Source organism: Solwaraspora sp. WMMA2080, from assembly GCF_027497395.1.
In the GTDB taxonomy this organism is placed as follows: Bacteria; Actinomycetota; Actinomycetes; order Mycobacteriales; family Micromonosporaceae; genus Micromonospora_E.
This window is the reverse complement of sequence record NZ_CP114910.1, coordinates 543960-563838: the sequence shown is the minus strand read 5'-3', so window position 1 is coordinate 563838 and position 19879 is coordinate 543960. Positions and strand designations below refer to the sequence as shown.

20 protein-coding genes are annotated in these 19879 nt (G+C 71.3%); 11 read left to right on the top strand and 9 right to left on the bottom strand.

Going from position 1 to position 19879, the window contains the following annotated elements:
• Positions 1-4 precede the first annotated feature (4 nt).
• The gene (fabI, locus tag O7543_RS02560) at positions 5-772 is read right to left on the bottom strand and encodes an enoyl-ACP reductase FabI (protein WP_281555370.1); all 768 of its coding nucleotides are present in this window, start codon (positions 770-772) and stop codon (positions 5-7) included.
• A 72-nt stretch (positions 773-844) separates the two neighbouring features.
• Entirely contained in the window at positions 845-1552 is a 708-nt protein-coding gene (gene fabG / locus O7543_RS02555; RefSeq protein WP_281555371.1) for a 3-oxoacyl-ACP reductase FabG, read from the bottom strand.
• A gap of 126 nt (positions 1553-1678) precedes the next feature.
• Here fabG and O7543_RS02550 point away from each other — a divergent pair, with 126 nt between their 5' ends.
• On the top strand, positions 1679-1957 hold the full coding sequence (locus tag O7543_RS02550; RefSeq protein WP_281567328.1) for a hypothetical protein: 279 nt from the start codon (positions 1679-1681) through the stop codon (positions 1955-1957).
• Positions 1958-2373: 416 nt separating this feature from the next.
• Here the strand turns inward: O7543_RS02550 and O7543_RS02545 are convergent, their stop codons facing one another.
• From O7543_RS02545 to O7543_RS02535, 3 genes are read right to left on the bottom strand one after another with little or no spacing between them, the layout of a single operon-like run.
• Entirely contained in the window at positions 2374-3324 is a 951-nt protein-coding gene (locus O7543_RS02545) for a VWA domain-containing protein (RefSeq protein ID WP_281555373.1), read from the bottom strand.
• Positions 3321-4304, bottom strand: a complete 984-nt coding sequence (locus tag O7543_RS02540; protein WP_281567476.1) for a DUF58 domain-containing protein — start codon at positions 4302-4304, stop codon at positions 3321-3323. The genes O7543_RS02545 and O7543_RS02540 overlap by 4 nt, the downstream gene beginning before the upstream one ends.
• Complete coding sequence (locus tag O7543_RS02535) at positions 4283-5422, bottom strand: MoxR family ATPase (protein WP_281555375.1); 1140 nt, start codon at positions 5420-5422, stop codon at positions 4283-4285. The genes O7543_RS02540 and O7543_RS02535 overlap by 22 nt, the downstream gene beginning before the upstream one ends.
• A gap of 309 nt (positions 5423-5731) precedes the next feature.
• On the opposite strand from O7543_RS02535, the gene O7543_RS02530 reads away from it, so the two are divergent.
• The 5 genes from O7543_RS02530 to O7543_RS02510 all read left to right on the top strand — a co-directional run bounded on the left by O7543_RS02530 (position 5732) and on the right by O7543_RS02510 (position 9647).
• A complete protein-coding gene (locus O7543_RS02530; protein WP_281555376.1) occupies positions 5732-5956 on the top strand; it encodes a hypothetical protein in 225 nt (74 codons plus the stop codon).
• A gap of 18 nt (positions 5957-5974) precedes the next feature.
• The gene (locus O7543_RS02525) at positions 5975-6496 is read left to right on the top strand and encodes a PH domain-containing protein (RefSeq protein WP_281567327.1); all 522 of its coding nucleotides are present in this window, start codon (positions 5975-5977) and stop codon (positions 6494-6496) included.
• Positions 6497-6531: 35 nt separating this feature from the next.
• Positions 6532-7959 (top strand): PH domain-containing protein, encoded by a 1428-nt coding sequence (locus O7543_RS02520; protein ID WP_281567475.1) that lies wholly within the window; start codon positions 6532-6534, stop codon positions 7957-7959.
• A 723-nt stretch (positions 7960-8682) separates the two neighbouring features.
• Positions 8683-9468 carry a helix-turn-helix transcriptional regulator gene (locus O7543_RS02515; protein ID WP_281567326.1) on the top strand — a complete coding sequence of 262 codons (786 nt, stop codon included), beginning with the start codon at positions 8683-8685 and terminating at the stop codon, positions 9466-9468.
• Positions 9459-9647: a DUF397 domain-containing protein gene (locus O7543_RS02510; RefSeq protein WP_281555380.1), complete on the top strand. Its 189-nt coding sequence runs from the start codon at positions 9459-9461 to the stop codon at positions 9645-9647. The genes O7543_RS02515 and O7543_RS02510 overlap by 10 nt, the downstream gene beginning before the upstream one ends.
• Positions 9648-9732: 85 nt before the next feature.
• On the opposite strand, the gene O7543_RS02505 is transcribed toward O7543_RS02510, so the two are convergent.
• Positions 9733-10983: an MFS transporter gene (locus O7543_RS02505; RefSeq protein ID WP_281567325.1), complete on the bottom strand. Its 1251-nt coding sequence runs from the start codon at positions 10981-10983 to the stop codon at positions 9733-9735.
• Between the two features lie 55 nt (positions 10984-11038).
• On the opposite strand from O7543_RS02505, the gene O7543_RS02500 reads away from it, so the two are divergent.
• On the top strand, positions 11039-11890 hold the full coding sequence (locus O7543_RS02500; RefSeq protein ID WP_281567324.1) for an SDR family oxidoreductase: 852 nt from the start codon (positions 11039-11041) through the stop codon (positions 11888-11890).
• Between the two features lie 344 nt (positions 11891-12234).
• Here O7543_RS02500 and O7543_RS02495 read toward each other — a convergent pair whose 3' ends face one another.
• Positions 12235-14577, bottom strand: coding sequence for an AbfB domain-containing protein (locus O7543_RS02495; protein WP_281567323.1), 2343 nt, complete (start codon positions 14575-14577; stop codon positions 12235-12237).
• 141 nt (positions 14578-14718) lie between these two features.
• On the opposite strand from O7543_RS02495, the gene O7543_RS02490 reads away from it, so the two are divergent.
• The 3 genes from O7543_RS02490 to O7543_RS02480 are packed head-to-tail and all read left to right on the top strand — an operon-like array spanning position 14719 to position 17060.
• Entirely contained in the window at positions 14719-15771 is a 1053-nt protein-coding gene (locus tag O7543_RS02490) for a LacI family DNA-binding transcriptional regulator (protein WP_281555382.1), read from the top strand.
• 6 nt (positions 15772-15777) lie between these two features.
• Entirely contained in the window at positions 15778-16233 is a 456-nt protein-coding gene (locus O7543_RS02485; RefSeq protein WP_281555383.1) for a hotdog domain-containing protein, read from the top strand.
• A complete protein-coding gene (locus tag O7543_RS02480) occupies positions 16230-17060 on the top strand; it encodes an MBL fold metallo-hydrolase (RefSeq protein WP_281555384.1) in 831 nt (276 codons plus the stop codon). The genes O7543_RS02485 and O7543_RS02480 overlap by 4 nt, the downstream gene beginning before the upstream one ends.
• Here O7543_RS02480 and O7543_RS02475 read toward each other — a convergent pair.
• On the bottom strand, positions 17033-17527 hold the full coding sequence (locus O7543_RS02475; RefSeq protein ID WP_281567322.1) for an Rrf2 family transcriptional regulator: 495 nt from the start codon (positions 17525-17527) through the stop codon (positions 17033-17035). The genes O7543_RS02480 and O7543_RS02475 overlap by 28 nt on opposite strands.
• Positions 17528-17678: 151 nt before the next feature.
• Here O7543_RS02475 and O7543_RS02470 point away from each other — a divergent pair, with 151 nt between their 5' ends.
• Complete coding sequence (locus O7543_RS02470) at positions 17679-18929, top strand: globin domain-containing protein (protein WP_281555386.1); 1251 nt, start codon at positions 17679-17681, stop codon at positions 18927-18929.
• A 210-nt stretch (positions 18930-19139) separates the two neighbouring features.
• Here O7543_RS02470 and O7543_RS02465 read toward each other — a convergent pair whose 3' ends face one another.
• Positions 19140-19868: a Sir2 family NAD-dependent protein deacetylase gene (locus O7543_RS02465; protein ID WP_281567321.1), complete on the bottom strand. Its 729-nt coding sequence runs from the start codon at positions 19866-19868 to the stop codon at positions 19140-19142.
• Positions 19869-19879: the final 11 nt, after the last annotated feature.

Below are 19879 nucleotides of genomic sequence, written 5' to 3'. Positions count from 1 at the left end.
AAGATCAGGCGCCGATGGCGTGGAAGCCGCCGTCGACGTGCACGATCTCACCGGTGGTCGCCGGGAACCAATCTGACAGCAGCGCCAGGCAGGCCCGCGCCGCCGGCTCCTGATCGGTCAACTGCCAGCCCAGCGGCGCCCGCTCGGTCCAGGCCTGCTCGAAGGCCTCGAAGCCGGGGATCGACTTGGCCGCCATGGTGCGCAGCGGGCCGGCGGAGACCAGGTTGCTGCGGATGCCCTTCGGTCCCAGGTGCAGCGCCAGGTAGCGGGACGCGGACTCCAGGCCGGCCTTGGCGACCCCCATCCAGTCGTAGACCGGCCAGGCCAGGGTGGCGTCGAAGGTCAGCCCGACGACCGCGCCGCCGGGACGCATCAGCGGCAGCGCCGCCATCGCCAGCGACTTGTACGAGAAGGTGGAGATGTGCAGCGCGGTGGCGACGTCGTCCCAGGGCGCGTCGAGGAAGCCGCCACCGAGGCAGCTCTGCGGGGCGAACCCGATCGAGTGCACCACCCCGTCGAGGCCGTCGACGTGCCCGGCAACCTTGTCGGCCAGCCCGGCCAGGTGCTCCGGGTTGGTCACGTCGAGCTCGATCACCGGCGCTTCGGCCGGCAGCCGCTTGGCGATCCGCTCCACCAGCGACATCCGGCCGAACCCGGTGAGCACGACGGTGGCACCGTTCTCCTGGGCGAGCTTCGCCACCGAGAAGGCGATCGACTGGTCGGTGATGACGCCGGTGACGAGCAGCCGCTTACCGGCCAGCAGTGCGGACACAGGTTTCTCCGTTCGGTGTTTCGTAGCCAGGTCGGGTCGGTGCGGTGTCACAGGTCGGTGCGGCGTCGACGGTCAGTGCCCCATGCCGAGGCCGCCGTCGACGGGAATGACCGCCCCGCAGATGTAACCGGCGGAGTCGCCGGCGAGCCACGTCACCGCGGCGGCCACCTCGTCGGCGGTGGCGAACCGACCGGCCGGGATGGCCTTGCGGTACTCGGCCTTGCGCTCCTCGGGCAGCGCCGCCGTCATGTCGGTCTCCACGTAGCCGGGGGCGACGACGTTGGCGGTGATGTTGCGTCCGCCGAGTTCGCGGGTGATCGACCGGGCCATGCCGACCAGGCCGGCCTTGCTCGCCGCGTAGTTGACCTGACCGGGCGAGCCGAGCAGGCCGACCACCGACGAGATGAAGATCAGCCGGCCCCAGCGGGCCCGCAGCATCTTCGTCGAAGCGCGCTTGGCGCAGCGGTACGCGCCGGTCAGGTTGGTGTCCAGCACCGAGGTGAACTGCTCCTCGGACATTCGCAGCAGCAGCGTGTCGTCGGTGACGCCGGCGTTGGCGACCAGCACCTCGACCGGCCCGAGCTCGGCTTCGACCGCGCCGAAGGCCTGGTCGACCGAGTCGGCGTCGGTGACGTCGCAGCGTACGCCGAACAGGCCGGCCTGCTCGGCGAAGCCGGACCGGTAGGTGACCGCGACCCGGTCGCCCTGCTTCGCGAACGTCTGCGCGATCGCCAGGCCGATGCCCCGGTTACCGCCGGTGACCAGTACGGTGCGGGCCACGTTCCCCCCTCGTCGTCGATGATCCGGCCTTGGAGACTAGGTGCTACCGCCGGGTAAGCAGTAACCCGGGGGTACTACCCCTGTGGTGTCTTGACACCAGGTCGGTCCGGTCGTAGCCGCAAAGTGGTGAAGTTTGTGGCCGCGCAGGTCGGTGCGGCCGGGCTGGCGATCCGGTGGTTGCGAGGCCGGATCGCCACCACCGCCCGGTGGTGGTCGGTGGTCGCGGCGGTGAACCGGCACGCGCTCGGCGTCTACCTGTGGCACCAGCCGGTACTCATCGGGCTGACGGTCACCGCGCTGGGCTGGCCGGTGGGACCGCCGTCGCCGGGGTGCACACCGCGCCGGAGCATCCCGGGTGGCTGGTCGACCGGGCCGTCTATCTGCCGGTTCTCGCCGTCACACTGATCACGTTGCTGCGGATTGTGCCGACCTGCCGGCCCAGGTGTACGCTCTTGCCCGGTTCAACGGCCGGACGACCTGTGGAGGTGATCGCTGTGCGAGATAGCGATCCTCCTAGTCGTCGCCGGGCCACCGGTCGAGCGCGCTGAGGTCGGCGTGGCTCCTGGTGCGCCCGTGCGATCTGCCCGTGTCGCCCGTCAGCCCGCCCGCCGGTCACCCTGATCCACAGGTGGCCGGCCCGTCGCCGGAGTCCACCCTCGATGAACCGTTACGTCGCACCGCTGGGGTTCACCCTGGCCGCCGTCTGGATCGCCGTCATCTTCGCGCTGGCCAGCGGCGCACGGTGACGGGCCCCGGCCGGCGGCGGGTGTCCGTCGCCTGCCGGGCCGGGCCCTGTCACCTGCTGGTCCGGTCGGGCCGTCTCACGGCAGCCGCGAGGTCCACAGCAGACTGAGTACCGCCGCGCCCAACGCCAGCAGCAACGCCAGGGCCGCGTACCACTGGGTTATCTCCCGGGGCACGGTCCGCTGCCCGATCGACGAGCCCATGTCCTCGTACACCTGGTTGAGCTCGCCGACCGACGCCGCCTCGTAGAAGAAGCCGTTGGTCGCCTCAGCCAGCTCGGCCAGCGCGAACCGGTCCACCGGCACCCGCTGCACCTGGTTACCGATCTGCACCTGGCCGTCGTCGGTGCCGAACGCGATCGTCGACACCGGTACGTTGGCCGCCGACGCCGACGCAGCGGCCTCCTCGACCGACCGGCCCGAGGTGCGGTAGCCGTCCGACAGCAGCACGATCCGGGCCGGCGGCGGGCCCTGCGCACCGTCGGTCGGCACCAGCCGGATCGCCTCCAACGAAGTGAACACGGCCTCGCCGGTGGCGGTGGCCTCGGCCAGCACCAGACCGTCGATCGCCTGGGACACCGCAGCCCGGTCCTTGGTCGGCGAGACCAGCACGTTCGCCGACTTGGCGAACGCGACCAGCCCGATGTTGTAGCCCTCCGGCAGCTCCGCGACGAACTCCTTCGCCGCCTGCTGGGCCGCCTCGATCCGACTCGGAGTCACGTCGTCGGCCTCCATCGACAGCGACACGTCGATGGCGAGAATGACGGTGGCCCGCTCCAGCGACTCCTCAGCGTCGATCGACGGCCGGGCCAGCGCCGACGCCAGCACCAGCAGACTCAGCAGGAACGCCCCGGCGGCCAGGTGACGACGCCAGCCGAGGCCACGCGGGGCCAGCGTGCGCAGCAGGTCCACGTTGGTGAACCGGACCGCGTACGCCTTGCGGCGGAACTGACGCCACACGTACATCCCGGCGATCGCCAGAACCGGCAGCAGGGCGAGCAGCCACCAGGGCTGCAGGAAACGGATCATCGAGCTTCGCTTTCCGGGCGCGGGGTGGGGGCCGGGCGGGCGATGCCACGGGTACGGGCGTGCCGCTGCCCGGCGACGAACCGGACGATGTCCAGCAGCCAGTCCGAGTCGGTCCGCAGCCGCAGGTGGGCCGCGCCGGCACCGCGCAGAGTCTGCGCGATCGCCGCCCGCTGCGCCCCGGCCGCCTCGGCGTACCGCCGGCGCAGCCGCGGATCGGCGGTCTGCACCTCGTGCAGCGTGCCGGTCTCCGGGTCGGCCAGGGTCAGCACGCCGGCGTCGGGCAGCTCCAGCTCACGCGGATCGACCACCTCGACGGCGAGGACGTCGTGGCGGACCGCGAGTTTTCGGACCGGCCGGCCCCACTGCTGCGGCGGGGCCAGGAAGTCGGAGATCACCACGGCGACGCCGCGGCGACGCGGCGGCCGGTTCAGCATGTCGACCAGGGCACCGAGGTCGCTGCGGCCGGGTCGGGACTGGGTGCCGGCGATCGCCCGCAGCAGCCCGTGCGCCTCCTTGCGGCCGGTCCGCGCCGGCAGCCGGGAAAGGACGCCGCCGAGCGCCGGATCACCGGTGCCGATCACCGCGCCCACCCGGTTGCCGCCCCGCGCGCTCAGGTGCACCATCGCCGCCGCCGCCGAGACGGCCAGGTCCCGTTTGAGGCAGCGGGCGGTGCCGAAGTCCAGGCTGGCCGACAGGTCCACCGCCACCCAGGCTTCCAACTCCCGGTCGGCGACGGTACGCCGTACGTGCGGCACGGTGGTCCGGGCCGTCACCGGCCAGTCCATCCGGCGCACGTCGTCACCGGGCCGGTACTCGGTCGACTCACCGGCCTCACTGCCCGGACCGGGCAGCAGCCCCACGTAGTCGCCCTGCAGCAGGCCGTCGAGCTTGCGGGTGACGGTCAGGTAGAGCCGGGACAGCACCGCCTCCGCCCGGCCCGAGCTCGGCACCGCAGCGGTCACTGCGACTGTCCGGGCCAGCCGGCGCCACCGGGTGGGCCGGGCACCGCGGCGGCCGGCGCGGCATGTCCCATCGGTCCCACCGGCTGCGGCGTCGCGTTCTGCCGGGGGGCTACCGACGGCAGCGGCACCATCTGCATGATCCGCCCGACGACGTGGTCGGCGGGCACGTCGTCGGCGAGCGCGTCGTAGCTGAGCACCAGCCGGTGACGCAGGATGTCCGGGGCGATGTCCTGCACGTCCTGCGGCAACGCGTAGTCGCGCCCGCGCAGCAGCGCCAATGCCCGGGTGGCCCGCACGATGCCCAGCGAGGCACGCGGGCTGGCACCGTACTGGATCAGCTGCGCGACGTCCGGCATGCCGTGCTCGGCCGGCGCCCGGGTGGCCAGCACCAGGCGTACGGTGTAGTCGACCAGCGCGTTGTGCACGAACACCTTGTCCGCCTTGCGCTGCAGGTCGACCAGGTCGGTGGGCTTGAAAACGACGCTCGGCTGCGGCGCGTCCACCCCCATCCGGTAGACGATCTCCCGCTCCTCCGCGTCGGTCGGATAGCCCACCACGATCTTCATCAGGAACCGGTCGCGCTGCGCCTCCGGCAGCGGGTAGACGCCCTCCTGCTCGATCGGGTTCTGGGTGGCCATCACCAGGAACGGATCCGGTACGGGATGCGTCTGCCCGCCCAGCGACACCTGCCGCTCGCTCATCACCTCGAGCAGCGCCGACTGCACCTTGGCCGGCGCGCGGTTGATCTCGTCGGCGAGCAGGAAGTTGACGAACACCGGACCGAGTTCGATGTCGAACTTCTCGCTGGACTGCCGGTAGATCCGGGTGCCGACCAGGTCGGCGGGGACCAGGTCGGGGGTGAACTGGATCCGGGCGAACGAGCCACCGACGACGGTGGCCAGAGTCTCCACGGCGAGCGTCTTCGCCACCCCGGGGACGCCTTCCAGCAGGCAGTGCCCCCGGGCGAGCAGCGCGACGAACATCCGCTCGACCATCCGGTCCTGACCGACGATGACCCGTTTGACCTCGAACATCGCCCGCTCCAGCAGGGTCGCGTCGGCGGCCGGTGTCGCCTCGGGGGGCGACGGTGGCGCAGCGGTCGGTGTCGAAGATTCGGGCGTGGTCGGCTGGGCCACCGGTCCTCCACAGCGTGCTCTGGTGTCGTCAGGGTTCTGGCGTCGTCGGGTCGAAAAGGTCGTGCCGCACTAAGCGTCGCACGCCGGTCCGAACCGGCGGGCAGGGGCCGAGAAAGCACCGCCAGGTGGGTAGACACGAGGGGGATCGGCGTGTGTACGATTCAGCCGTCGCCGGGCGGCTTCCCCCGTGGCCGCCCGGCGCTCACTCCTTCAGGTGCGTGCCGCCCTGTCCCGGTGCCGTCCCCGGCATGCTGCCGACCTCGCCCGGTGCCGACCTGGACTCGCCTGGCGCCGGCCTAGACTCGTACCGTGGCCGCACCCCCCGATTCCGCCGACACCGCACCGGGCGAGCAGTTGGTCTGTTCTGCCAAGGGCTGCCGTGCCCCGGCGATCTGGGCGCTCAACTGGAACAACCCCCGGCTGCACCAGCCCGAACGCCGCAAGACCTGGCTGGCCTGCGCCGACCACCGGCACCGGCTCGGCGACTTCCTGCACGTACGTGGATTCCTCCGCGACGTGGCGCCGCTTGGCTGATCGCCTACGCTCGTAAGGGTGACCGAACAGTCCGCCGCACCGGCAGCCCCGATCAGCCCTCTGGAGCCCTGGCCGGAGACGGTGCAGTGGCAGCCCGTCTCCCGCGACCTGGTCTGGGTGGAGCTGATCCGGCTCGCCATCGGGATGAGTTTCCTGCTCGTCGGGCTCGGGGTCGGCTGGGCGATCACCGGTTTCTGGTTCGTTGGCGTCGGCTTCGCCGCCGCCGTGCTGCTCACCGTGCTGCGGGTGGTGGCGACGGTGCGGGCCGTCTACGCCTGGGGGTACGCCGAGCGCGACGACGACCTGCTGGTGCGGCACGGGCTGCTGGTCCGCCGGCTGTCGATTGTCCCGTACGCCCGGATGCAGTTCGTCGACGTCTCCGCCGGCCCGCTGGAACGGGCCTTCGATTTGGCGACCGTGCAGCTGCACACGGCCGCGGCGGCCAGCGACGCCCGGGTGCCCGGGCTGCGGCCCGCCGAGGCGTCCCGGCTACGGGACCGGCTCACCGCGCTCGGCGAGATCCGGGCGGAGGGTCTGTGAGCCAGCCGCACGATCCGGTCCCGCCGCCGTACCCGCTGCCCGGACAGGCCTACCCGCTACCGGGCCAGCCGTACCCGCCGCACGGTCCGGTCGAGGAGCCCCGCCAGCGGCTGCATCCGCTGAGCCCGATCCTCAAGGGCAGCAGGGCCCTCGTGGTGATCATCGCCGGCCTGTCCTGGCAGACGCTCGGCCGGGTCGGCTTCGGTCGCTTCGCGCTGCTGGTCGTGCTGTGCCTGCTCGGCTACCTGGCGGTGGCGGTGATCAGCTGGTACAACACCGGCTACCACGTGGTCGGCCGTGAGCTGCGGATTCACGAAGGTCTGCTGTGGCGGCGGACCCGTGCCATCCCGCTGGAGCGGCTGCAGGCGGTCGAGGTTGTCCGGCCGCTGCTCGCCCAACTGACCGGCCTGGCCGAACTGCGGCTCGAAGTGGTCGGCGGTGGCCAGACCGAGGCGCCGCTGGCATATCTGACCGTCGCCGACGCCGCCACGCTGCGGGCCCGGCTGCTGGCGCTCGCCGGCCGCGCCAAGCCGGCCCCGGACGCGGCAGCTCCCGACGGGACGGCACCGCTGCCGGACGGCACCCCGGCCGGCCTGCCCGACCCGTCCGCGCCGCCACCCGGCCGGCTACTACACACCGTGGTCAACCGGGACCTGCTGATCAGCCAACTGCTCACCCCGCAGACCATGTTCCTGCCGTTCGGTGTCGCGTTCGTTATCACCCAGTTCGCGATGGACGCCACCTGGTCATTCGTGGCGGTCGCCAGCACCCTGACCGCCACCGCCGGGGTGATCCTGCAGCCGATCCGGCGGGTGCTCAGCGACTGGAACTTCCGGCTGGCCCGCGACGAGGTGGGTCTGCGGGTCCGGCACGGGCTGACCGAGACCCGGTCGCAGACCGTACCGCTGCACCGGATCCAGGCGATCGGTGCGACCTGGCCGCTGCTGTGGCGGGGGAAGAGGTGGCTGCGGTTGCGGTTGCACGTCGCCGGCTACGCCGCACCGGACGGGCAGGGTGGCGGCACCCAGTCCGACCAGTTGCTGCCGGTCGGCGTACTGCCCACCGCGAACCACATCCTCGCCGACGTGCTGCCCGGAATCGCGCTCGACGCGCTGCCGATGACGCCGCCGCCGCGCCGGGCCCGCTGGCTCAACCCGCTGGTGCAGCCGAAGCTCGGTGCCGGGCTTGCCAACGACGTGTTCAGTGTCCGCAGCGGGTTGCTGACCCGGCAGATGCTGGTCGTGCCGTACGCGAGGATGCAGAGCGTACGGGTGGTGCGCGGGCCGCTGCAGCGGCTGCTCGGGCTGGCCACCGTGTACGCCGACACCGCCGGCGGGCCGAGCGCCGCCGCCAAGGACCGGGACGTGGCCGAGGCGTGGTGGCTGGCGGCGGAGCTCAGCGACCGGGCCCGCGCCGCCCGCAGCACGCCAGCCGATCCGCCCTCGCCGCAGCCGTCGATCTAAAAGGAGTCGTGGTCGATATACCGGCCAGATCCTTTTAGATCAACTGGTGGACGAGGGCGAGCAGCAGGTCGCAGCGTTCGGCGGCGCGCACCGCGCGGCGCAGGTTTGGTCCGTGCGACGACTGACCGAACGAGATCATCGCCGCCTTCAGGATGCCGCCGCACAAGCGGCAGTCCAGGTCCGCGGCGTCGGCCGCCGCGATCCCGGCGGGCGAGGCGAGCCGCGTCCACCGCAGGTGCCGGTCGCCGGGTCACCCGTCACCGTCGTCGTCCGGCTCGCCGGCCGGCATCAGCCCGGACAGGTGCAGCACAGCCCGGATGCGCCGGGCGGAGCTCGCGTCCCACCGGTCCAGAATGGCGAGTGCCCGCAGGAACGGTCGACACGGTGCCGGGATGCCGCCGCACCGGTGACACTCCCCGGTGGTGCGGTTCGGGATGTGGGTCCGGGCGGTGGAGTTCGCATCATGGACGACTCGGGCCAGCTCCGGTGACCAGGTAGGGTCGCCGCCTCGCGTCGGGTCGTCCGGGGCCCACCGATCCCGTCGTTTCTGATCATCATTACCCCCTCGGATCGATTACGAACAGCGTGTATCTTTCTGCTGAGTTCCACCCTGGATCGCTGACCATGCTCAATGGAAGAAGGCGTTAGGCCCAGGGAATGCACGTGCTGTCCAGGCCAGCAAAAGATCAACAAGTTCGAGCGATTTGGGGGATGTGAAGGTCTATGGCTGGGAGCGATTATCTGATATCGGAGCTACGCCGGCTGCGCGAGTCGTTCGGGCTGACCCAGGATGCGTGGGCCGACCGGATCCACTTCTCGGCGAAGCACGTGGGTGCCATCGAGCGCGGCGAGCGGCCCGCACTGCCGGACTACCTGAAGGCCGTCGACAAGGTGTTCGGCACCGCGCTGGTCAGGTTCTATCGGGAGTTCGTCCGGGGCGACTGGACACCCGTGTGGTACCGGCCGTTCGTCGAGTACGAAGGTCGGGCGACCCTGCTGCGGGTCTACCATCCGACGCTGATCCCCGGACTGCTGCAAACCGAGGCGTACGCACGCGCTCTCCTGCCGGCAATGAACGTCCCGGCCGAGGACGTCGAACAGACGCTCGCGGCACGGCTGGACCGGCAAGAGATCATCACCCGAACCACCAGCCCGTGCCGCCTGGTCGTGATACTCGACGAAATGGCGATCCGCCGCACCTCCGGCGGGCCGGAAGTGATGCGCGAACAGCTCAAAGCACTGACGGAGATGGGCGATCGACCGAATGTACAGATCCACGTGGTGCCACTGGCCACCCCGGCGTATGTCGGGATGTACGGCCCGATCGTCCTGGCCTCGGTTGAGGGTCGCACAGTTGGCTTCCTCGAAGGCCACCAGGAAGGCCGGGTGGTGGAGTCGCCCGACCGCACCGCGAGCCTGGAGAGCGACTGGGAGTCGATCCGGCAGTACGCTCTACCCTGCGCGCAGTCGCTCGAACTGATCACGAAGGCGGGAGAGACATGGACCTGACCAAGCCTCGTTGGCGTAAGAGCACCAAGTCCGACACAGGGGCCTGCGTCGAGGTGGCCGACAACATCACCGGGCGCGTCCTCGTGCGGGACACCAAGGACCGCGACGGCGCGATGCTGACCTTCGGACCGACCGCGTGGCGGTCCTTCGTGTCGACGGCTGCCACCCTGAAGCCTTGAGCCATCGGACAGCGCCGAGTCAGCCGTAGGCCGGATCACCCAGGCTTGACTCCGCCCTCGCGGTTGGAGCCAAGCCTGGGTCGTCCTATTGAGCTGCGGCGCTCTCGCTCGCCGGCAGCCGGTACGTCGCCCGCAGCGGCGACAGCAGGGCCGGCAGGAAGGCGGCGGTCATCCCGGCCGTACCGATCCACAGTACGGCCGACGCCCCGAACAGGCCGCCGAGCGCACCGCCGAGCAGCGCCGCGACCGGCATGCTGCCCCACTGGACGAAGCGGACCGTGGCGCTCATCCGGCCCAGCAGCCGATCCGGAGTGATGCTCTGTTGCAGGCCCGCCTGCGCGACAAGCCGGACCACCCCGCCGAAGGACAGCAGTGCCAGCCCGGCCACAGCAAGCCAGGTCGGCCAGCCGACACTTGTTGCTGGCAGCAGCGCGGCGGCCGGAGCGGTACACAGCGGCGCCAGCCAGATCGCCGGACCCGGGCCGACCCTGGCGATCAGCCGGCCGGCCATCAGCGCGCCGACGAACCCACCGCAGGCCATCGCCGAGAGCACCGAGCCGATGCCGGACGTACTCAGATCCAGCTGCCGGGCCAGGAAGACCAGCAGCATCGTCTGGTACACGACGAGGAAGAGACTGAAGAAGCCGTCGGTGAACAGCATCGGCCGCAGCAGCCGATGACCGAGAACGAACCGCAGTCCTTCGGCAACCTCCCGGATCAGCTGCCGATCGGTTGCTTCCGGCCGCACCACCTCGACGGTACGGATTCGCAGCATGCCGAGCGCGGACAACAGCATCCCGGCGGCGCTCACGATCAGCGTGAGCGGTGCACCGAGCCAGCCGACCAGGGGACCCGCCAGACCGGGGCCGCTGATGCTGACGGCGGAACGGACCGCAGCGATCCTGCTGTTCGCCTCGACCAGGTGGTCACGACCGACCAACGTAGGGACATAGCTTGTGTATCCGACCTCGAACAGTACGGTCAGCAGTCCGTGGCCGAGAGCAATCGCGTACAGCAGCCAGATCGACAGCGCATCGGCCCACCAGGCCAGCGGTAGCGTCATCAGCAGCGCGGCTCGCAGCAAATCCGTGTTGACCATCACCGGGCGCTTGCGCCACCGGTCGACCCAGGCACCCGCCGGCAGCCCGATCAGCAGCGACCCGGCCGTGGTCATCGCGGTCAGCACGCCGACCGCGAACTCGTCCGCGTCCAGCCAGAGGATCGCCACCAGCGGCAGCGCGAGGTAGACGAACCGGTCGGCGAGCTGACCGGCGACGGTCGCGCCGAAGAACCGCCGGAAATCTGGCTCGTGAAAGAGACCAAGTCGGACCATCATCGAATCCACTCCTCGCTGCGCACGAGGACCGAGGATAAGCAGGAGGCATCCGAGCATGGTGACGCGGCCGTCGTATGTGGTCACTGGAGGTGCCCGGGGCATCGGTCGCGCGATCGCCGAACGCCTGGCCGACGAGGGGCAGGTTGTCGTCGTGGACGTCACCGGTCAACTCAGCTGGCAGCACGAACGGGTCATGCTGATCACCGGCGACGCCCGTGACGCCGAGACAGGGCGACGAGCGGCGGCCGCCGCCGAGTCCGCCGGTCCGCTGCTCGGCTGGGTCAACAACGCCGCGGTCTTCGGTGACGCGGGTATGGATGACGCGTCTGCGGCCCGGATCCTGGACCTGATCTCCACCAACCTGGCTTTAGCGGTCACCGGCTGCCATGTCGCGGTCAACCACTTCCTGACGCACGGGCGTAGCGGGGCCATCGTCAACGTCTCGTCCCACCAGGCGCAGCGCCCAGTCCGCGGAGCGCTGCCCTATGCGACCGCGAAGGCTGCTGTCGAGGGTCTGACCCGGGCAATAGCGGTGGATCACGGGCCAGCCGGCATCCGTACCAATGCTGTCGCGCTCGGCTCGATCGCCACCGACCGGTTCGAGCGGTACCGTGCCCGGCACCCCGAAGTGGACACCGAGATGGCCGCACTGCATCCGCTCGGCCGGGTCGGTACCGCACAGGAGGTCGCCGACGCTGTCGCCTTCCTGTTGTCTCCCGCCGCCGGATTCGTCAACGGCGTCGTCCTCGCCGTCGACGGCGGACGGGCAGTCAACGGACCCGACCCCGAAGCCACCGGGGTCGCGGGGCGGGCCCGGTCGGAGGGCGACCAGCGGCGCGGTGGTGCGTTCGATGTACCAGCGGGTGTAGAAATGTTCGTTGACGACGACTCCGGCTACCTCGCCTGAATCGACCGGCACCCGGACGGCTTAGTGCTCAACACCCACCGCTACCCGGCCGCCAGCTACCTTGTGCTGCACCGCAGCACCTGCCGGACGATCACCGGCGCACCGGCCGGCGGCAGCCGCTGGACCTCGGACTACAGCAAGATCTGTGGCCAACGCCGTGACCTCGAACAGTTGGTGTTGGAACGGCTAGGCGCGGTGGTCCACCCGTGCAAGTTTGTGCGAACCCCCCTGACCGTGCTGGGAAGATGTGGTGGTCGTCGAGGAGAGCGCTATCCGATTGCGACTGTGGCATGAGGTGGATAGCGCTCCGCTCGATGTCGGCGACCGGACGATCGGCGGCCCCGCTACGGGGCCCAGGCGGGGTCGACGTCCCAGGTGACGTCGGCGGCCCAGCTGGTCGGCGAGTTCCAGGACGGGCCACCGGCGCCGTCGCTGAGCCAGATCTCGGCGGCGTAGTGGCGCAGGAACGAACCCGGATAGTTGAACGACTCCAGCGAGACATCAGATCCGGTCAGGCCGCGCCGGGCGCACCAGGTGGCGTCGGCGCGCAGCAGCGCGGTGCCGTCGTCGGGCGAGGTTCGGACCCGGGAGTTGGCATGTCGGAGGTACTGGCCCGGGAAGTTGACCGACTCGAACGAGTAGCAGTCCGGGTTGGCCAGACCGGGCCGGACCACGTACGTCGCGTCGTCCTTGAGTAGTTGCGGGCTGTCGGCGGTGACCACGTCGGTGTAGGCCAGGCTGTCGCGGTGGCGCAGGTAGCGGTCGGTGAAACCGGGTGTGGTGACGCGCAGCGACCGGCGGGCATCCAGCGGCAGGGCGACCGGTGTACGCGGCGGCAGCGCCCGGGAGGTGGCGATCAGCGCCAGGTTGGCCGCCCGTACCCGGGCCTCGTCCATCTTGACCACCTGCCGGTCGTAGGTGAGGAAGCCGTTCAGCTCACCCTCGACGTCGGTGATCTCGGTGTGGACGGCGGCGCTCAAGCCTCGGCCGATCATCAGGTTGGCGGTGCCCTGGATTAGCCCCACGTAGCGGTCGGTCAACGCTGTCGGGGTCGGCTGCCACTCGTACGCCTGGAAGTTGCCGTTCGGGCTGTATTCGTGGCCCGGCACCCGCAGTCCGGGGCCGCCGAACTCGCCCAGCACGGAGATCCGCCCGCCGGTCGGCGCCGGGGCTCCAGGGCCGACGTAGACGTGCCAGTCGTCCATGTCGCCGTTGCCGGGGCTGCCCAGCGACTGGCAGCAGTTGTATCCGCTGTGGGTGTTGACCAGCCGGGTCGGGTCGAGGTCCTTGACGGCCTGGCCGACCCGGATCGTGTCGGCCAGGGCCCGCTCGCCCCAGCCTTCGTTGTAGACGACGTAGGCGACCACCGACGGCGAGTTGCGGTGCTCGTTGACGATCTGGCGCGCCTCGGCCTCGAACTGGGCCTGCTGGGCGTCGGCCGGGTCGATGTCCTGGGCGGTCATCGACGGGATGTCCTGCCACACCAGCAGGCCGAGCCGGTCCGCGTGGTAGAACCAGCGCTGCGGTTCGACCTTGATGTGCTTACGCACCATGTTGAACCCGAGGTCCTTGTGTTTGCGCAGGTCGAAGGCGAGTGCTTCGTCGGTCGGCGCAGTGTAGACACCGTCGGGCCAGTAGCCCTGGTCGAGGGTGCCGAGCTGGAAGACGAACTCGCCGTTGAGGGTCGGTCGCGGTACCCCGTCGATGGTCCGTACGCCGACCTCCCGCATACCGAAGTAGTGGGTGGTCCGGTCGACGGCCCGGCCGTTGCGGTCCCGCAGGGTGACGCGCAGGTCGTAGAGGTACGGGTCGTCCGGGGACCAGCGGCGAGCGTCCGGCACCGGTACGGCGAACTCGGTGAAGCCGCCAGTGGCGGTGCCGACGACGGTGGCTCCGGCGAGGGCTTCGGCGCGGACGGTGTGGCCGGTGGTGTCGCCTCGGGTGGCCACCCGGATCCGGATGGTGTCGCTGGCCAGGTCGGGGCGCAGGTCGACGTCGCTGATCGAGGTGGCCGGGGTGGGTTCCAGCCAGACGGTCTGCCAGATGCCCGAGGCCGGGGTGTAGAAGATGCCGCCGGGGGTACGGGTCTGTTTGCCGATCGGTGGCAGGCTGCCATGCTGCCGGCTGTCGGTCGGGTCCCAGACCGCGACGATCAGTTCGTTCGGGCCGTCGCGCAGCGCGCTGGTGATGTCGAAGTTGAAGGCGTCGTAACCGCCGGTGTGATCGCCGAGCCGCCTGCCGTTGACCCAGACGGTGGCCTGCCAGTCAACGGCTCCGAAGTGCAGCTGCACCCGCCGCCCGGTCCAGCTGCGCGGAACGGTGAAGGTGCGCCGGTAGGTCAGATGGTGCCGGTCGTCGTCGGCGGCCCGGCCGATGCCGGACAGCGCCGATTCGACCGGGAACGGCACGTTGACCCGTTCGGGCAGATCGACGCCGAACTGTGGAGCGTCGTCGGTGGTGGACTGTCGCAGTTGCCATTCGCCGTTGAGGTTGCGCCAGTCGGGGCGGGTCATCTGCGGTCTGGGGTATTCGGGTAGCGGGGTACCGGTGAGCGCCTCGGCGGTCCACGGGGTGGTCAGCGGCGCGGGGCGGGCGGGCACCGCGACGGCGGCCGAGGGCGCGACGAGCAGGCCGGCGGCTGCGGTCGCTGCCGCAACAGCGGTCCAACGGGTACGGGGCGATCGCATGTCGTCTCCATCGGTGGACGGGCCGGGGACGGGATCGGATCAGGGAACGCATCGAGGCACGTCGAGGTTTGTTTATAACGTTATAGACGCCCGGTCGACCGCCGTCAATCTCCGCCCGTCGATGTGTGCCAGGATCGACGGATGGGTGCCAGTCTGCGGAGCATCGCCGAGCGCGCGGGCGTCTCACTGGCCACGGTCTCCAACGTGGTCAACGGCTACCGGCCGGTGGCCGAACCCACCCGACGCCGGGTGCAGCAGGCCATCGACGAACTCGGCTACACCCCGAACCTCAGCGCGCGGCACCTGCGGCGCGGCCGGACCGGACTGATCGCGCTGGCCATTCCCGAGCTGACCAACCCGTACTTCGCCGAGCTGGCGGAGACGGCGATCCGGGAGGCTGCGGCCCTCGGCTACACCCTGGTGATGGAGAGCACCGACGCCGACCCCGACACGGAGCTGGCGCTGCTCGGCGGCTCCCGCCGGCACGTGGTCGACGGACTGATCCTCAGCCCGGTGCGAATCGGCCGCGCCGAGGTGCTCGCCCGCCGCGACGCGCTACCGCTGGTCCTCATCGGCGAGGGCGTCTCCGACGTGCCGCATGACCACATCGCCATCGACAACGTCGCGGCCAGCCGCGCGGCGGTGGCGCACCTGGTCGCGCTCGGCCGCCGCCGGATCGCCTTCATCGGGGCCCGGGGCCACGACGACCGACAGTCGGCGCAGCTGCGGCTGCGCGGTTTCCGGGCGGGCATCGCCGCCGCCGGGCTGCCCGACCGACCGGAACTGACCGTGGTCACCGACCGGTTCGGCCGGGCCGACGGCTCGGCCGCGATGCGTCGGCTGCTCACCCTCACCGAGCCACCGGACGCGGTCCTCGCGTACAACGACCTGATCGCGCTCGGCGCGATGCGCGCCGCCGCCGACGCCGGCCGGCGGATCCCGCAGGACGTCGCGGTCGTCGGGATCGACGACATCGAGGAGGGACGGTACGCCAACCCGAGCCTGACCAGTATCTCCCCTGACAAGGCGGCGATCGCCCGGCTGGCGGTCCGACGGCTGGTCGACCGGATCGAAGGGCGTCCGCCCCGGCCGCCGTACGATGTGCGGACCCCGTTCACCATGGCGGTCCGGCAGAGCACCGTCGGCGCGCGGTCCGGCTTTCGTGGTCCGACACAGGTCGAGCACCTAGGCTGATTGGTCATGGGACACACGCCGGAGAACAGCTTCCGCCCGGGTGCCACCGCCCGGGTCGAGCTGACCGTGACCGATTCCGACACCGCCCAGGCGGTCGGCTCGGGCGACGTACCGGTCCTCGGTACCCCGCGGCTGCTCGCCCTGGCCGAGGCGGCGACGGTCGCCGCCACCGCCACCGGGCTGCCACCCGGCATGACCACCGTCGGCACCCGGGTCGAGCTGGACCACCGGGCGGCGACGCCGGTCGGCCGTACGGTGGCCGCGCTGGCCCGGCTGACCGAGGTCGACGGGCGGCGGCTGGTCTTCGAGGTGGTGGTGTTCGAGGCGGGCACGACCATCGCGCAGGGCCGTATCGAGCGGGCCCTGGTCGACCGGCACCGGTTCGTCGAGCGGGCCTTCGACCGCACGCCGGCGCCGCGGGCCGGCGACGACCCCACCGGTGAGCGGGCAGTCTCCGGATGAGTGCCCGGTTCGTCGAGGTCGGCGACCGGGTGTATGTGCTGCGCCGACCCCGGCTCGACGTCAACTCGACGCTGGTCGTCGGCGCGGCCGCCGCCGTGCTCGTCGACACCGGCAGTACGCCGGCCGAGGCCGCCGAGCTGGTCGAGGCGGCCCGGCGGATCACCCACCTGCCCTGGTCGGTGGTGAACACCCATCACCACTTCGACCACTGCTTCGGCAACCAGGTGGCCGCCGGGGATCCGCCCGCGCCGGTGTGGGCCCACCAGGAGGCGGCCCGGCTGCTGGCCCGCCCGGTCGAGGTGGTCCGCGACGAGGCGTACCGCGAGATGATCGGCCACGATCCGCAGCTGGCCGAGCAGCTCAGCCACGCGGTGGTCCACCCACCGGACCGTACGGTGACCCGCGCCGCGACGCTCGACCTGGGCGGCCGGGTGGTTGAGCTGTGGCATCCCGGGCGCGGGCACACAGTCGGCGACCTGGTGGTGCACGTCCCGGACGCGGACCTGCTGGTCGCCGGTGACCTGGTCGAGCAGGGTGCCCCACCGTCGTTCGACGACGCCTACCCGCTGGAGTGGCCGGACACCCTCGCGGCGGTGCTGCGGCGCCTCGGGCCGGCCAGTGTCGTGGTGCCCGGCCACGGCACCTGCGTCGGCGTCGACTTCGTCCGGGCCCAGCACGCTGACCTGGTGGCGTTGGAGTGGCTGATCCGCGACGGGCACGCCGACGGGGCGCCGCCGGAACAGGTCGCCGCGCGGGCACCGTTCGGGCCGCAGGCGGCGGGCACCGCGGTCGTCCGCGGCTACGCCGAACTGTCCAACCGGGCCTGACCGCACTCGGCGCGACCGACGGGAGCCGGCGACGGCGGTCCGGAGTCGATGGTGAGTAGGGCGGGCAGCGGACCCGCGTCGGCGTCGACGAGGTCACCGAGGCGAACCTCGTCGAGCGCGGAGAGGAAGGCCGCTCGGGCCCGGCGCAGCTCGACGCGCAGTCGGCAGTCGGCGCGCAGCGGGCAGGCCGGCTGGTCGCAGGAGACAACCTCACCGTCGCCTTCGAAAGCCCGTACCACCTGGGCCACGGTCATCTCGGCGGCGGCCGGGACGAACGCGGTGCCGCCTGCCCGGCCCCGCACCGTGACCAGAACGCCGAGCCGTTGCAACCGCTGCACCACCTTGGCGACGTGGCTGCGCGGCAGGGCGAGCCGGGCGGCCAGGTCGTCCACCGTGGTACGGGTGCGAGACGCGGCGGTGAACATGGCGACCCGTAACGCCATGTCCGTGGACCGGTTGAGCTTCACGTCCCGACCCTAGTCAGCCACGGCAGACGGCACGGCCCGGCGTGAACGGCCCGGCCCGGCGCGGTGTGATCGGGGCTCGGGACCAATGGCCCTAAAAGAGGAGTCACAGATTCCTGTTTAGTGGCGTCGTACCCGTCCGATCCCCAAAGGAGTGACCGTGCTCTCGAAGTCCTCAGCAGCGGTGGTGACCGCGACCCTGCCCGTCGTACAGACCCACGGCGAGGCCATCACCAGCCGGTTCTACCAGCGGATGTTCGCCGCCCATCCGGAGCTGCTGGATCTGTTCAACCGGGGTAACCAGGCGACCGGCCGCCAGCAGGCGGCGCTGGCCGCCGCGGTGGTCGCCTACGCCGAGCACCTGACCGGGCGCAGCACGCTGCCCTGGGCGCCGATCCTGGACCGGATCGCACACAAGCACGCCTCCCTCGGCATCACCGCCACTCAGTATCCGATCGTCGGACGCCATCTGCTCGCCGCCGTCGGCGAGGTGCTCGGCGACGCCGTGACGCCCGAGGTCGCGGCGGCGTGGGACGAGGTCTACTGGCTACTGGCCTGCGAGCTGATCGCCCGGGAGGCCCGGCTGTACACCGTCGCCGGCCTTCCCTTGCGGGCCGGTGCCGGCTGGCGGCCGTGGCGGATCGTCGAGAGGATTCCGGAGACCGCCGACATCGTGTCGCTGATCCTGGCCCCGGCCGACGGCGACCCGGCACCCACCTTCACCCCCGGCCAGTACGTCTCGGTCGCGGTTGATCTGGCCGGCGGCCAGGGTCAGCAGATCCGCCAGTACAGTCTGTCCGGCCGTCCCGGCGCCGCGACCTGGCGGATCACCGTCAAACGGCTCCGGGGCGGGGCCGGCGCGGCGGGCGGGTCAGCCGGGTCGCCGGCACCGGACGGAACAGTCTCCAGCCAGCTGCACGACCGGACCGCCGTCGGTGACGTCCTGCGGCTGAGCCCGGCGTTCGGCGAGGTCAGCTCCATCGGCGCGCTCGGCGTGCCGCTGCTGCTGGTCAGTGCCGGGATCGGCGTCACCCCGGCGATGGCCGCCCTCGCCCAGCTGGGCGCGGTCGCGCCGGCCCGCGAGGTGGTGCTGGTGCACGCCGACCGGTCGGCGGCCGCGCACCCGTTGCGCCACGAGCTGCCGGAGCTCCAGCAGCGGATGCCCAACCTGTCGGTACACCTGTGGTACGAGGACGCCACCGACGGCGGGCTCCCCGATTTGAAGGCGACGATCCACCCCGGATGGGTCGATCCGGCACGGATCCCGCTCGCACCGGACACGTACGCGCACCTGTGCGGGCCGGTGCCGTTCATGGCGCAGGTTCGTGGCGAGCTGCTGCGCCGGGGCATGCCGGCCGAGCGGATCGGCTACGAGGTGTTCGGGCCGGGGATGCTGGCAGGCTGAGCCGCCGACACCGCCGTCAGCGGGCGACGGTCAACAGCACCGCCGAGTCCTCGTCGGCGTACAGCGCGTGCCGGGCATCCGGGATGACCAGCAGGTCACCCGTCTCGCCCGGCCAGGACCGGTCTCCGGCGACCAGCCGGATCCGGCCGCGCAGGTGCTGCGCACGTTCTGCCGCCGCTCACCCCGAGAGCCACTCATCTCGAGAGCCGCTCAACCCGAGACAAGAGCCGGCAGGACCGTACCGATCGGCTCGCGCACCACCGCGTCGGCGATCGTGTCGTACGGGGTCGGCGCGGCGTTGATGATCACGACGCGGGCACCGGACTCGGCGGCGATCTCGACCAGCCCGGCGGCCGGCTGCACCGTCAGCGAGGTGCCGACGGCGAGCATCAGGTCGCAGTCGGCGACGGCCCGCGCCGCCCGCCGCAGGGTCGGTCCGTGCAGCGACTGGCCGAACGAGATCGTCGCCGTCTTGAGGATGCCGGCGCAGTGCCGGCAAGCCGGGTCGTCCTCACCGGCGGCCACCCGGTCCAGGACCTCCTGGATGCCCGTACGGTCGGCGCAGCCGAGGCATTCGGCCTCGTACAACGTGCCGTGGATTTCGATCACGGTGTCCGGTGAGTTGCCGGCCCGCTGATGCAGCCCGTCGATGTTCTGGGTGACGATCGCAGCCAGCTTGCCGGCGCGCTCCCACTCGACCAACGCGGCGTGGCCGACGGAGTCTGTGGAGATGCCGGCTCCGGTCAACGCAACGATCCGGCGGGCGTCGGCGACCCATTCGGTGACCTGTCGGATGTCGACGTCGTCGCGTAGACCGCGCATCCTGCGACGGTAGCCGGCGTCACCGTCGGACGACGACTCCGGCCGGGCCAGCGCGTCCTCGTCCGGCCAGACCATGGCCACCGACGGATTCCACTCCACCGGCCGAAACGGGGACAACGCACACGAGT